At 51.6% G+C, this 13,787-nt stretch carries 14 protein-coding genes and 2 pseudogenes; 3 read left to right on the top strand and 13 right to left on the bottom strand.

Features of this window, described 5'->3' with window-relative positions:
- Positions 1-6: 6 nt before the first annotated feature.
- The 3 genes from yggU to yggS are packed head-to-tail and all read right to left on the bottom strand — an operon-like array spanning position 7 to position 1,582.
- Entirely contained in the window at positions 7-297 is a 291-nt protein-coding gene (gene yggU / locus CRI63_RS13845) for a DUF167 family protein YggU (RefSeq protein ID WP_001277222.1), read from the bottom strand.
- Positions 294-860, bottom strand: coding sequence for an osmotic shock tolerance protein YggT (yggT, locus tag CRI63_RS13850; RefSeq protein ID WP_001094831.1), 567 nt, complete (start codon positions 858-860; stop codon positions 294-296). The genes yggU and yggT overlap by 4 nt, the downstream gene beginning before the upstream one ends.
- A 17-nt stretch (positions 861-877) precedes the next feature.
- Entirely contained in the window at positions 878-1,582 is a 705-nt protein-coding gene (gene yggS / locus CRI63_RS13855; protein WP_135519829.1) for a pyridoxal phosphate homeostasis protein, read from the bottom strand.
- 17 nt (positions 1,583-1,599) lie between these two features.
- Here yggS and CRI63_RS13860 point away from each other — a divergent pair, with 17 nt between their 5' ends.
- A complete protein-coding gene (locus tag CRI63_RS13860) occupies positions 1,600-2,580 on the top strand; it encodes a type IV pilus twitching motility protein PilT (RefSeq protein ID WP_135519831.1) in 981 nt (326 codons plus the stop codon).
- 175 nt (positions 2,581-2,755) lie between these two features.
- Here CRI63_RS13860 and ruvX read toward each other — a convergent pair whose 3' ends face one another.
- From ruvX to CRI63_RS13905, 9 genes and pseudogenes are all read right to left on the bottom strand, one after another.
- Entirely contained in the window at positions 2,756-3,172 is a 417-nt protein-coding gene (ruvX, locus tag CRI63_RS13865) for a Holliday junction resolvase RuvX (protein WP_000017111.1), read from the bottom strand.
- Positions 3,172-3,735 (bottom strand): YqgE/AlgH family protein, encoded by a 564-nt coding sequence (locus CRI63_RS13870; RefSeq protein ID WP_130207909.1) that lies wholly within the window; start codon positions 3,733-3,735, stop codon positions 3,172-3,174. The genes ruvX and CRI63_RS13870 overlap by 1 nt, the downstream gene beginning before the upstream one ends.
- A 108-nt stretch (positions 3,736-3,843) precedes the next feature.
- Positions 3,844-4,794, bottom strand: a complete 951-nt coding sequence (gene gshB / locus CRI63_RS13875; protein WP_130207907.1) for a glutathione synthase — start codon at positions 4,792-4,794, stop codon at positions 3,844-3,846.
- Positions 4,795-4,806: 12 nt separating this feature from the next.
- Positions 4,807-5,536 (bottom strand): annotated as a pseudogene (rsmE, locus tag CRI63_RS13880) (16S rRNA (uracil(1498)-N(3))-methyltransferase).
- Positions 5,537-5,614: 78 nt separating this feature from the next.
- Positions 5,615-6,322, bottom strand: a complete 708-nt coding sequence (gene endA / locus CRI63_RS13885; RefSeq protein ID WP_130207903.1) for a deoxyribonuclease I — start codon at positions 6,320-6,322, stop codon at positions 5,615-5,617.
- A 94-nt stretch (positions 6,323-6,416) separates the two neighbouring features.
- On the bottom strand, positions 6,417-6,914 hold the full coding sequence (locus tag CRI63_RS13890) for a SprT family zinc-dependent metalloprotease (RefSeq protein WP_130218035.1): 498 nt from the start codon (positions 6,912-6,914) through the stop codon (positions 6,417-6,419).
- Between the two features lie 76 nt (positions 6,915-6,990).
- Positions 6,991-8,386, bottom strand: a pseudogene (gene galP, locus CRI63_RS13895) (galactose/proton symporter).
- Between the two features lie 679 nt (positions 8,387-9,065).
- The gene (pbpG, locus tag CRI63_RS13900) at positions 9,066-9,998 is read right to left on the bottom strand and encodes a D-alanyl-D-alanine endopeptidase (protein WP_135519833.1); all 933 of its coding nucleotides are present in this window, start codon (positions 9,996-9,998) and stop codon (positions 9,066-9,068) included.
- Positions 9,999-10,171: 173 nt separating this feature from the next.
- Complete coding sequence (locus CRI63_RS13905) at positions 10,172-10,759, bottom strand: Yip1 family protein (RefSeq protein ID WP_001295454.1); 588 nt, start codon at positions 10,757-10,759, stop codon at positions 10,172-10,174.
- Between the two features lie 168 nt (positions 10,760-10,927).
- Between CRI63_RS13905 and CRI63_RS13910 the strand changes: the two genes are divergently transcribed.
- Positions 10,928-11,485, top strand: a complete 558-nt coding sequence (locus tag CRI63_RS13910) for a DedA family protein (RefSeq protein WP_130261138.1) — start codon at positions 10,928-10,930, stop codon at positions 11,483-11,485.
- Positions 11,486-11,536: 51 nt separating this feature from the next.
- On the opposite strand, the gene mdtQ is transcribed toward CRI63_RS13910, so the two are convergent.
- Positions 11,537-12,976, bottom strand: coding sequence for a multidrug resistance outer membrane protein MdtQ (gene mdtQ, locus CRI63_RS13915; RefSeq protein WP_135519835.1), 1,440 nt, complete (start codon positions 12,974-12,976; stop codon positions 11,537-11,539).
- 222 nt (positions 12,977-13,198) lie between these two features.
- On the opposite strand from mdtQ, the gene yohP reads away from it, so the two are divergent.
- On the top strand, positions 13,199-13,282 hold the full coding sequence (gene yohP, locus CRI63_RS24410; protein ID WP_000691708.1) for a small membrane protein YohP: 84 nt from the start codon (positions 13,199-13,201) through the stop codon (positions 13,280-13,282).
- Positions 13,283-13,787 lie beyond the last annotated feature (505 nt).

Consider the following 13,787-nt stretch of genomic DNA (forward strand, 5'->3'; position numbering starts at 1 on the left):
GGATACCTAATTAATTAACGCCGCGATTTCTGGCGGGATTTGTTGCGGATTAATGATTTTAATTTGTTTGTGGCGGCCAAGTTCGCCTTTCTCAATCACCACCTGGCTTTTGGCTACCCGGAATTGCTTACCGAGAAACTTCACCAGATGGCTGTTGGCCTGACCGTCAACCGGCGGCGCGGTAATGGCGACTTTTACCTCGTCGCCATGTAAACCGACAATAGAATCACGGCTGGCTTTCGGCTGAATATAGAGCCGTAAAACCAGACCGTCATCATTAACTGTTACGGCACTCATAACGCCATCCACAGCCCCGGCAGCAGCATATTTCCGGTTGCCTGCAGCACTTCTGCGACACCCATATTAATGACATACAGCAGCAGAACGAGGATCATCGGCGAGAAATCAATCCCACCCATTGCCGGTAGCAGGCGGCGAATCGGGCGCAGCAGCGGATCGGCAAGCTGAATCAGCACGTATTCAATTGGGCTACGACCCTGGCTTACCCAGCTCATAATCGCCATCACCAGCAGGACCCAGAAAATCAGCAGGCCGATGGTTTTCAGCAGAATCAGCAAACCTGCAATCCAGATGATCGGCAGGAAGGTCACCACTTTGAACAGCACGATGGCTTTGATAAAACTCAAAATGTACGCGACCAGCAGCGAGGCGCTATCAATGGGGCCCATTGCCGGAATAACGCGGCGCAGTGGCCCGATAATCGGTTGTGTCACCTTCACCACAAACTGTGAGAAAGGGTTATAAAAATCACAATGAGCCCACTGCATCCAGATGCGTAATAACAGCACCATGGTATACAGCTCAATGACCGTTGAAAGCAGGAAAGTCAACGTATTCATGGCGTTCCTTTAATTCCTTATTTTTTAGAGTAATCACGCGCACCAAAAATTGCAGTGCCGATACGAACCATCGTGCTACCTGCCGCAATGGCGGCTTCCATATCGTCCGACATTCCCAGAGAGAGCGTGTCGATATGCGGGTAGCGCGTTTTCAGTCCGGCAAATGCTACAGCCATTTGGCGTGCAACTTCAAACTGCCTTACATATTCTGACTCAGGCGCAGGGATTGCCATCAGCCCGCGCAGACGTAAACGCGGTAGTTCAGCGACCGCAGCAGCCAGCTCGTCCAGTTCCGCCAGTTGAATCCCTGACTTGCTGTTTTCATCGCTAATATTGATTTGAATCAGCACGTTAAGAGGGGGAAGTTCTGCCGGTCGCTGGTCGTTCAGGCGGGTAGCGATACGCAAACGGTCGATGGTATGACACCAGTCGAAATTTTCTGCCACCAGGCGGCTTTTATTAGACTGCAACGGGCCAATAAAATGCCATTCTAATCCTGTTACGCCCAGCTCCTGAAAGTGGCGAATTTTATCTACCCCTTCCTGAACGTAGTTTTCACCAAATTGACGCTGCCCGGCATCAATGGCTTCTGCGATGGCGCTCGCAGGTTTTGTTTTACTGACTGCAAGCAGCGTAATTTCTTCTGGAGAACGGCCGCAACGCGTTGCAGCCGCTGAGATTTTGTCCCGGACCTGTGCCAGGTTATGCGCAATATCGTTCATTTTCCGAGGATCTTAGTATGAATATGGAAGAAATTGTGGCCCTTAGTGTAAAGCATAACGTCTCGGATCTACACCTGTGCAGCGCCTGGCCCGCACGATGGCGCATTCGCGGCAGAATGGAAGCTGCGCCGTTTGATGCGCCGGACGTCGAGGAGCTACTGCGGGAGTGGCTGGATGACGAGCAGCGGGCGATATTGCTGGAGAATGGTCAGCTGGATTTTGCCGTGTCGCTGACGGAAAACCAGCGGTTGCGTGGTAGTGCGTTCGCCCAACGGCAAGGTATTTCTCTGGCGTTACGGCTGTTGCCTTCGCACTGCCCGCAGCTCGAACAGCTTGGCGCGCCGCCGGTATTACCGGAATTACTCAATAGCGAGAATGGCCTGATTCTGGTGACGGGGGCGACGGGGAGTGGCAAATCGACCACTCTGGCGGCGATGGTTGGCTATCTCAATCAACATGCCGATGCGCATATTCTGACGCTGGAAGATCCTGTGGAATATCTCTATACCAGCCAGCGATGTTTGATCCAGCAGCGGGAGATTGGTTTGCACTGTATGACGTTCGCATCGGGATTGCGGGCTGCATTGCGGGAAGATCCCGATGTGATATTGCTCGGAGAGCTGCGTGACAGCGAGACAATACGTCTGGCGCTGACGGCGGCAGAAACCGGGCACCTGGTGCTGGCAACTTTACATACGCGTGGTGCGGCGCAGGCCGTTGAGCGGTTGGTGGATTCATTTCCGGCGCAGGAAAAAGATCCCGTGCGTAATCAACTGGCGGGTAGTTTGCGAGCAGTGTTGTCACAAAAGCTGGAAGTGGATAAACAGGAAGGACGTGTGGCGCTGTTTGAATTGCTGATTAACACACCCGCGGTGGGGAATTTGATTCGTGAGGGGAAAACCCACCAGTTACCGCATGTTATTCAAACCGGGCAGCAGGTGGGGATGATAACGTTTCAGCAGAGTTATCAGCAGCGGGTGGGGGAAGGGCGCTTGTGACGTTGCTGTGCCTGATACGAATTGTAAACATGCCCGATGCGCAAGCTTATCGGGCCTATAAGGGAAGCGTAACTTATTGAATTTGCACTCACTGTAGGTTGGATAAGGCGTTCACGCCGCATCCAACATGAAACAACGAGCACGTTATCAGCAATCCGTGCGCTTATAAATCGCCTTAATATCCCTGCTCGAAATAACTTTCGAGAATAATAACCGCAGAGGCAGAGTCGACTTTGCCTTTGTTGAGCGCCCGATAGCCGCCTTGTTCAAACAGACCGGAACGCGCTTCCACGGTGCTAAGCCGTTCATCATGGAGCTTTACTTCAACACCAAAACGGCCATGAATACGGTTGGCAAATTTACGCGCTCTGGCAGTCAATGGTTGCTCGGTGCCGTCCATATTCAGCGGTAAACCGACGATGATTTCGTCTGGTTGCCACTCTTTCAGTAAACGCTCGATAAGGTTCCAGTCCGGCGTACCGTCCTGTGCTTTAATTGCGGGCAGCGGGCGAGCGGTGCCGGTAATGCGTTGGCCGACCGCTACGCCAATGCTTTTGGTGCCGAAGTCGAAGGCGAGTAATGTTCCGCTCATCAGGCATGCCCTGCCACACCAGGCATGGTGAGAATATCAACACCAATCAGCCTTGCCGCATCGCGCCAGCGGTCGGCTATCGGTGTTTTGAACAGAATATTCAGATCTGCCGGGGCGGTTAACCACGCATTATCGAGAATTTCTTGCTCCAGTTGGCCTTTATCCCAGGAGGAGTAACCAAGGGCTACCATCACGTCAGCAGGTTGTTTATCGGTGCCGAGTGTTTCCAGCACATCGCGGGAAGTGGTCATCACCGTGTTATCTGAAATGCGAATGCTGGACGCAAAATTGGATGGCGGGGTATGCAAAATAAACCCGCGATCTTCAGCCAGCGGACCGCCAAGCATAACCGGTTTGTCCAGACGGACAGATTCATCACGCGGCTCCGGCGTGATCTTCAGCTTTTCCAGAATCCCTTCAATTTTGAGATTTTCCAGTGGCTTGTTAATGATGATCCCCATTGCTCCATTGGTATTATGTTCGCAAATGTAGACCACGGAACGACGGAAAATCGGATCCTGGAGAGCAGGCATGGCAATAAGAAAGTGATGCTGTAAATTCATTGTCAGAGGTTCTGTTTCCTGGTTCAAAAAAGCAACAGCGCCCAGTATGCGTGGAAAGTATGGCGCTGTCACTCATAGTCTCAACGAGATCCCTCTCGCTAAACAGGGTTACTGCTGCTGTAATCGTGCTTCAATAGCATCCATTAACATTCCGGTGATAGACACCGGAAACTCTGCTTCAATCTCACGAATACAGGTTGGGCTGGTGACGTTAATTTCAGTCAGGCGGTCACCGATAATATCCAGACCAACAAAAATCAGCCCTTTTTCTTTCAGCGTCGGTCCTACCTGACGGGCGATTTTCCAGTCGCTTTCCGTTAGCGGACGAGGTTCGCCACGACCACCGGCAGCCAGATTGCCACGGGTTTCGCCGCCCTGTGGAATACGCGCCAGACAGTACGGTACTGGTTCGCCATCCACCACCAGCACGCGCTTGTCACCATCTTTAATCGCTGGCAGATAATTTTGTGCCATGCAGTAGCGAGTGCCGTGCTCAGTCAAGGTTTCGGCAATCACACCAAGGTTCGGATCGCCTTCTTTCACGCGGAAAATCGACGCGCCACCCATACCGTCCAGCGGCTTGAGGATGATATCGCTGTGTTTTTCCCAGAACGCTTTCAACTGCGCTTTATTGCGCGTGACCAGTGTTTCTGGCGTTAAGTCAGAGAACCAGGCGGTAAACAGCTTCTCGTTACAGTCGCGCAGGCTCTGCGGCTTGTTAACAATCAGCGTTCCTTTCTCTTCGGCGCGTTCCAGAATATAGGTCGCGTAGATAAACTCGGTATCAAACGGCGGATCTTTACGCATCAGAATCACGTCGAGATCGGCCAGTTGCAGATCCTGCTCACCCGTGAACTCGTACCATTTATCGTAGTTCTGTTCGACGCTCAAAGTACGGGTACGAGCGCGAGCCTCACCATTGATCAAATAGAGATCGGCCATCTCCATATAGTGAAGTTCGTAACCACGACGCTGTGCTTCCAGCAACATAGCGAAACTGGAATCTTTCTTGATGTTGATGCTTGCGATGGGGTCCATCACGATGCCGAGCTTGATCATTATTCTTCTCCGTTAGCCCAGATCGCCAAAACGCACTTGTAGCGCGGTAATGGCGGTGAGCGCAGTTGTCTCAGTACGCAGAACGCGAGGTCCCAACAGGATATCAGTAAATTGATAGCGGGCAGTCATGGCAATTTCATCTGCCGACAAACCGCCTTCCGGGCCAATCAGCAGGCGGACGCGTTCAACCGGTAACGGCAATGTATTGATGCTGTTACTGGCGCGCGGGTGAAGATTGAGTTTCAAGCCTTCATCTTGCTCTGCACACCAGGCTTCCAGATCCATCGCCGGACGGATTTCTGGTACCCGATTACGACCACACTGCTCGCAGGCGGCAATTGCAATTTTCTGCCACTGCTGGAGCTTCTTGTTCAGACGTTCACTATCCAGTTTAACGCCGCAGCGTTCAGAAAAAGTGGCGTAATGAGCTTACGCCAAGTTCTATCGATTTCTGGATAGTGAATTCCATTTTTTCTCCGCGCGACATCACCTGACCAAGGTGAATATGCAAGGGAGATTCACGGTCGTCTACCTGGCCTTCCAGCACTTTAACTTCCACGCTTTTTTTGCTGGCGCTGGTGATTTCTGCGTCAAAGACCTGGTTGCTGCCGTCAAATAACTGTAATGCCTGACCTGGCCCCATACGCAGGACGCGCCCGATATGGTTAGCAGCATCTTCACAAAGCGCGATCTGCGAATTGCTGGTGAGTGGTTCAGGATGATAAATGCGGGGGATACGCATGGTTAAATATCCGCGTCGTCTCCCCACGCGGTTGCGCGCGTGGGGTAGGGTTAACAAAAAGAATTTCGCTAGTGTAGGTTAGCTCTTTCGCGCCTGGCAAGCGCGTTGCACATACGGGTTGTGATTGCCTTGCACCTTCGCGATGCGTTCGTCACGCTCACACTCCCAGTCGGTGACCGGATACATTTTGTTCCAGGCGTTAAACAGCTGCGTTTGCTGGCGTGAGAGTGTCAGGTTGTACTGGTCACGCATGTAGAAGTAAATCCGCGCAATGGAACCACGGGCATGAGCTGGCGGTTCAGCAACTTTTTCTTTGAAATCAATCTTCATAGCGCACTGCCCATACTGGCCCTCGCCGCCATTCCACTGGCTGTACATAAAGTTGCCGCGATCGCCATTCACTTCACCTATCGCGGGCTGCAGGTTATGCATATCGCTTTCCATTTGGCGATAAACCGGATCTTTAGCGCAGTTTTTACGACCGCCTTCCTGCCAGCACTGACGCTGGTGGCCGAACTGCCAGGCGGGAACAACATGTTCCCACTCTACGCGGCTGGCGCGGTTTTCATTTTTGCGCACCTGATACCCGCACGACTCCAGATCCACGATGCCTTTTTTACCCTGCCAGTTGATTTTACATCCACAGTAAAATGTTCCCGGCACATCAGCGTAGACTTTTACCGCTGCTGTTTTCGCCTGGGAAAAACTATTGATGCCTTCGGCTAACGCCGTGCCGGATAATGCTGCGCTCAGTACCACCGCAGCCACAGACAAATTACGGTACATCACTTACTCCGTGTTAAAACGAGCGAGCAACGTAGCGAAAGTTGTTTTGGTATGCAATCAGCCAGATCAGTAAAATTCCTGATAGTTCTGCTGGTTATTGGGCAACCAGTTGTTCACCGCAGTGAACGCAGCGATAGACGGCTTCGCCTCGTACCACGCGGTTATGACGACGTACGGTGAGCTGATGCTCCTGGCATTTGCAACGGTAGGAGAAAGTGTTACGGCGCACGGATTGCAGTTCAAACTGATGCGTACGGCGGGCGGGAACGCCCAGCACGCTTTCCATCATCCACTTCCACTCTTTGCCATGTGGCGCTACGCGACCAAAGTGTTTCCATACCAGCAAATGCGCCAGTTCGTGTGGCACCACTTCTTCTATAAAAGCCTCGCTGTTTTCCATCAGCAACACCGGATTGAGGCGAATTTCATAGCTTTCCAGCCAGGCCGTTCCGGCGGATGTGCCACGCTGGGTATAAGAGAGTTTTGGCTCCGGATAGTTACGCCCCAGCTTCAGGTTGGCCTGGGCGAGTTTTTCCCGCAGGCGACGCATAACAGCCTGTTGGATGGCGATAGGGAGACGGGATGTTTTCATAGCGGCAGAGGATAGAGCGAAGAAAAGATGACTGCAAGAGGTGGCTTCCTCCGCGACGGGAGGAAGCCTGGGGAGATTAATCGTGAGCGCCGATTTCGCGCAGTTTACGACCTTTCATCAGATTACGTTCAATGTGTTCCAGCGAAACGTGTTTGGTTTCCGGCACCAGCCACAGTGTCAGCAGGATAAACAGCACGTTCAGACCTGCGTAAACCCAGAAGGTATTGGCGTTGCCCAGCGTGTTGAGCATAGTCAGGAAGGTTGCGCCGACAATCATGTTGGCAATCCAGTTGGTAGCGGTGGAGCAGGTGATACCGAAGTCGCGGCCTTTCAGCGGCTGGATTTCAGAACACAGTACCCAAATCAACGGACCCGCGCTCATGGCAAAACCGACAATAAACATCAGCAGCATGGCGATGGCGAAATACTGCGCCGACGGTGAGTGAATACCGATGTGCATCATTGTACCCAGTACGCCCATGCCCACAGCCATCACCATGAAGCCCAGCGTCAACGTTGGTTTACGCCCCCAACGGTCAACAAGACCGATTGCGATAAAGGTGGCAAGTACGTTGGTCAGGCCGACAATCACGGTCCCCCACATTTGCTCTGTGGTGTTGGTATAACCCGCCAGTTCGAAGATTTTCGGCGCGTAGTACATGATGACGTTCATCCCGGTGAATTGCTGCATCACCTGCAACAGTACACCCAGGAACACCGCGCGACGGAAGTTACTGTTCTCTTTAAACAATGCCCAACCGCTCTGTTTAACCTGCAAACTTTCACGGATTTCATCCAGTTCGCGTTTGGCTTCCGCGCTGGTGTCGCGCAGGCGCAGTAGCACGCGTTCGGCATCAACAAAGCGGCGTTTAGCGGCAAACCAACGTGGGCTGTCTGGCAGGAAGAAGACACCAATCAGTAGCAGAATTGCCGGGATGATAATCACACCCAGCATCCAGCGCCATGCACCGGTGTAGCTGAAGGCGGTATCAGAAAGATACGCGCCGAGGATCCCGATAGTGATCATCAACTGATACATCGAGATCATACTGCCGCGAATTTTCTCTGGCGCAATTTCAGAGAGGTACAGCGGCGCGGTATAAGAGGCTACACCTACCGCCAGACCCAGCAGAACGCGGGAAAGAATCAGCACTTCAACGTTCGGTGCAGCAGCAGAGAACAGCGAACCGGCAACAAACAGGATTGCGCCGATCATCAGGCTCTTTTTGCGCCCGAGTTTAAAGGAGAGCCAGCCGCTACCCACCGCACCGACTGCCGCACCGAACATCATGGAGCTTACGACCCATTCTTGCGTGTGCGAAGTAATCTGGAATTCATCTGCAATAAACGGCAGTGCGCCAGCAATTACACCGATATCCAGGCCAAAGAGTAATCCCGCCAGAGCAGCAAGGAAGCAGACGAAAAAACGTCATTGCCTTGTTTGACCGCCCCTGTTTTTTAGCGTCAGGCATGATGCCCTCCAATATGGTTATTTTTTATTGTGAATTAAGATAGGTGAGTACGACGTAAAAAGATGTGAAGCAAATCACATCAGTGTAATCGCTTACACTAATATTCATTATGGTTATAATTTAAGTATATGAAATTAATTGAGTTATATCATCATAGGTTAAACACGGTTATCTGCAATTAAGACTTTACTGAAAAGAAATGTAACAACCGTGAAAACTGAATAATAATATGAAAATATTACAAATATTTGGCTGGTGTGGTTGGTGTAATCGGTTTCAGTGGTGATGATAATTTGCGGTAAAACGTGTTCAGGAAGAATGATGTTATTGTGCGGGCGGCTTTTTCCGGATGCGGCGTGAACGCCTTATCCAGCCTACGAGCGCGGTGATATCTGTAGGTCGGATAAGATGCGGCAGCATCGCATCCGACACAATGCCGGATGCGGCGTGACGCCTTNTCCAGCCTACAGGCGCGTCACATTTGTAGGCCTGATAAGATGCGCAAGCATCGCATCAGGCACGGACAACGAATGCCGGATGCGGCGTGAACGCCTTATCCAGCCTGACGGGCGGGTCACGTTTGTAGGCCTGATAAGATGCGCAAGCATCGCATCAGGCACGGCACAATCGAATGCCGGATGCGGCGTAAACGCCTTCTCCGGCCTACGGGCAAGCAAACTTAATCGTTTTGTGCCGTCTGCCCTGCCGCCGCCATCTGGGCGGCTTTTTGTTTTTTATAACTCAACGCCGCTGCCGGAACGGGCATCACTTTGCCGGTTTCAATCCATGTACGCAGGCGGCTGGCATCGGCAAAATGGGTATATTTGCCAAACGCATCCATCACCACCAGCGCCACCGGTTTATTATTGAAAACCGTGCGCATCACCAGGCAATGCCCTGCGGCATTGGTAAAGCCCGTTTTGGTTAGCTGGATATTCCAGTTATCGCGATACACCAGATGGTTAGTATTGCGGAATGGCAGCGTATACGACGGGTTAGAGAAGGTCGCCATATCTTCACGGGTGGTACTTAACTGACCGATCAACGGATATTGTTTGGTGGCAATCAACAATTTGGTCAGATCACGGGCAGTCGAAACGTTATGCACTGATAGCCCGGTCGGTTCAACGAAGCGCGTGTTATTCATCCCGAGAGCTTTTGCTTTCGCATTCATTGCTTTAATAAATGCGTTATAACCGCCAAGATAATGATGTGCCAGGCTCGCCGCCGCGCGGTTTTCCGAAGACATCAACGCCAGCAGCAGCATATCTTTACGGCTGATTTCGCTGTTCAGTCGTACGCGCGAATAGACCCCTTTCATCTCCGGCGTCTGGCTGATGTCTACTTTTAGTTTCTCATCCAGCGGCAGTCGTGCATCCAGCACAACCATCGCAGTCATTAATTTGGTGATTGAGGCAATCGGACGCACCAGATCCGGGTGGTTCGAATAGATCACTTTGTTGGTATTAAGATCAACAATCATCGCACTACCGGAAGCAATTTCCGGCTGCGAAGCGGTGGTAGCGGCTGCCGTTTTCGCAGCGGCCTGCGGTGCAAAAGGCACAGCCAGCATCAGGGCCAGGCTAAATAAAGAAACTCGAAATTTCGGCATGATGAGCATTCAAATAGTGGTTCACGCGCACGGGTTGCGCACCGCCGGAGTAAGGATTTACTGAGGCTAGCGAAGCCATCATAACGAGCAAAAAGTGCGGTCGTCAAAGGAGAATCGTGAGGAAATGCTGCATTGCTGACATTTACGCCAGCAATGCAACGCAAAAGAACTTTCTAGAACAGACGATAACCGTACCCCCAAAGTATGACGGTAAGGGCGAGCAGGACTTCCAGTACCAGCACACCAATCGCCAGTGTCGAACTGGAGAAGCTAAGACCTTCCTCTTTGTTAATATTCAGGAAGCTTGGAATACCGAGATAAAGCAGATACCCCGTGTAAAACAGCGCCACCGTGCCGACCAGAGCACACAGCCAGACCAGCGGGTAAAGCGCTACCAGACCGCTTAGAAACAGCGGCGTCGCGACGTATCCCGCGAAGACCATACAGTGCGCAAGCGACGGGCGCTGTGGGTAATTGCGCGCCATCCACCAGATGACCCGCCCCATCACCGCGACCCCAGCCAGCATCACGCCATAAAACAAGACAGCCAACGCCAGTCCGGTAAACCAGGATAACTTCAGGATAGTGCCATCGCCAAAATTCCAGCCGATTTGCGTGGTGCCAATGAAGGCGCAAATCACCGGAATCGCCGCCATCAGCAAAACGTGGTGGGTGTAGTGATGAGAAATCGTTTCGTTTTCACGATTAATCACCTGCATTTCACGATCGGGATGGGAAAACAGTCCCCAGACATGGCTCATACCGCCCCCTTGTTGTGAGTTCATGAACCTGACAGTTCAAGTATAAGTCAGCTTGTGATTATTTTTTATTCAACCACAAAATTAGTGCACTACCCTGAGGGGCTTTTTCTGCGTGAATAATTTACTGGGTGTATGCTTACAGGTAACCAAAGGGAGACAGACTGGCCTATGGATATTAATACACTTATTTCACAATATGGTTATGCCGCGCTGGTACTTGGCAGTCTGGCTGAAGGTGAAACCGTCACCTTGCTCGGTGGTGTTGCCGCGCATCAGGGGCTGCTGAAATTCCCGCTAGTGGTACTTTCCGTAGCACTTGGCGGCATGATTGGCGACCAGGCGCTTTATCTGTGCGGGCGGCGGTTTGGCGGCAAGCTGTTACGCCGTTTATCAAAACATCAGGATAAAATTGAACGGGCGCAGAAGCTGATCCAACGTCATCCGTATCTGTTTGTTATTGGTACACGTTTTATGTATGGCTTTCGGGTGATTGGTCCGACGCTGATTGGCGCTAGTCAGCTACCGCCGAAAATATTTCTACCGCTGAATATTCTCGGCGCATTTGCCTGGGCGTTGATTTTTACCACTATCGGTTACGCTGGTGGTCAGGTGATTGCGCCGTGGTTGCACGAACTTGACCAACATTTGAAGCACTGGGTTTGGTTGATTCTGGTTGTGGCTCTGGTGGTTGGTGTTCGCTGGTGGCTGAAACGGCGCGGGAAATGAAACGCCGGTGAGGTCCAACGTTTCTCTGCTTAATACTTGATAAATGAGACATCAACCGCGTTTATAGCCCCCGCCCAGCGCACTGGTGAGTTGAATGGAGGCATCCAGCCATTGCCCTTGCAAAAGCAGGCCGTTGGCTCGTTCGCGAAGCGCCGGAATTCTGGCTTCACTGACGCGGGAACCCGCGATGATGCCCGCGTTAAATCGCGCCTGTGCCAGCCCCACCACACGCATGGCATCGCGCTCAATTTGCGCCTGATGCTGGTTTTTCTCTGCCAGTGTCTGCACCTGACTCGCCGCCCGCGCCACATCATTCACCGCCTCGACCACTGCTTTGTTGTAGTTGGCAATCGACAAGTTGCTTTCGGCTTTCGCAATATCAAGATTGGCATTAAGTCTGCCGCTGTCGAATATTGGCAATGTCAGCCCCGCCGTGACGCCCATCTGTTGGGCGGAGCTACGAAAAAGATCGCTTAAATGCAAAGCATCCTGTTGCAGAAAGGCCATCAGATTGATGTCGGGATAAAATGCCGCTTTTGCTGCGTCGATGGTACTTAACGACGACTCGACATACCAATGCGCCGCCTGCAAATCTGCCCGCCGGGCCAGCAAGGAATATCCCAGTTCATCAGGAAGCTGGCTTGCCACTTTCGGCAACGTGACCGGATGCAGCTTCAATGCGCTTTTCTGATGGTTGGTGAGCGCACTTAATCGCGCCTCGATAATTTTCATTTTACCCGCGACATCGTTGAGCTGTTGCTGGGTTTTACTGGCATTAATATCGGTTTCCACACCTTCAACCGAAGAGGTAATTCCACGCTGATAGAGCTGGCGATCGGTCGCAATAATGGTGTTCTGCTCTTTTTCGATTTGCAGCAATACAGTGTTCAAAGCTGCCTGGGTTTGCCACTCCCAGTACAGGCGTGCCACGCTGCCAGCCAGCAATTGTCGGGTCTGCTCACGTTCAGCCGCCCGTGCTTTACCATTCCCCAGGCGAGCAGTAACTTCCGCCCGATTCTTTCCCCAAATATCAAGATGCCAGCCCGCCGTTAAACCAAAAGTACCGTTGGTATACCACGGCCCCGTAGTTCCTGCGGCAGGATCGTTCAGGGCAAACGGCCCCATTAACCCTTCAGCCGACATTTTTTGCCGTTGCATATCCGCAGAAAAATCTACCTGCGGGCCATCCTGGGTCGCTACTGCTTTCGCCTGCGCTTCAGCCAGTTGAATTCGCTGTTCAGCCACCTGCATATCCGGCGCGTTCTGTATTGCATTATTAATTAAGGAAGTGAGTTGATTATCGTGGTATTCCAGCCACCACTGACTGTCTGGCCAACCGTTTTTCAATGCCGCAGGTAACGTCGTGTCCACTTGCGTGGCAGGCGTTTGCAGGCTTAACGCCTGGCGAGTTTCGTGCACAGGCGCACACCCAGCCAACAAAATTAAAAGCGGAAAACAGACGCTTGCTGCATTAAATGAATCACGATTCATGGGGAATAATCAGGTAAGAAACGGTGCGCGGAGATTACCGTGTGTGGCGATATATTTTTTAGTTTCGCGTGGCAATACATCAGCGGAAATAAAACGACATATCCAGAAAAATATACAGTAAGTGAATGATATCCTCTGATTTATCTTAATTGCTTATGAATGACGGCAAAGAGTTTCATTTTTTCCTATACTTATTCAGCATTCACAAATAAAGGAACGCCAATGAAAATTATACTCTGGGCAGTATTGATTATTTTCCTGATTGGGCTACTGGTGGTGACTGGCGTATTTAAGATGATATTTTAAAATTAATTAATGTCATCAGATTCGAAAATAACGAGAATATTTCAGTCTCTCATCCTGTTGCGCTCCTGTCATGTGCATTGCTTCATATAATCACTGGCGCAAGGAGCGCGCAAGGGGCGGCCAATCGTCGCCGCCCCCTGCACCCCCGGGCTCTGGCGAACAAAATCGCCGCTGCGCGGTGCCCTCGGCTTATCCCTTACGGCTACCGGGTCGGGCGCGAGGTAACATATATGGACGCTCCCGGAATGCAATGCTTTCTTCAGTTATGTAATAAAACGGGTAGGTGCAGCCATATATCCGGTTTCTGATGGGATTTTTATCCCGAACCATGATGAAATCCGCCAGGCAGGTACCAATCATCCTCTACGGGCTAACTTGCCCTTGTTACCTCTCGGTGTATCCTCCTGCGGTCTTACCTGTTTTGCCATCTTCTGAAGTCACCTGCACCTACCAGAACGTTAACTTTTTTTCAGCACCTCGTCAGACTTGACTGACCTTGTGTCAG

Origin of the sequence: Escherichia sp. E2661 (assembly GCF_004745185.1) — a bacterium.
Lineage (GTDB): Bacteria > Pseudomonadota > Gammaproteobacteria > Enterobacterales > Enterobacteriaceae > Escherichia.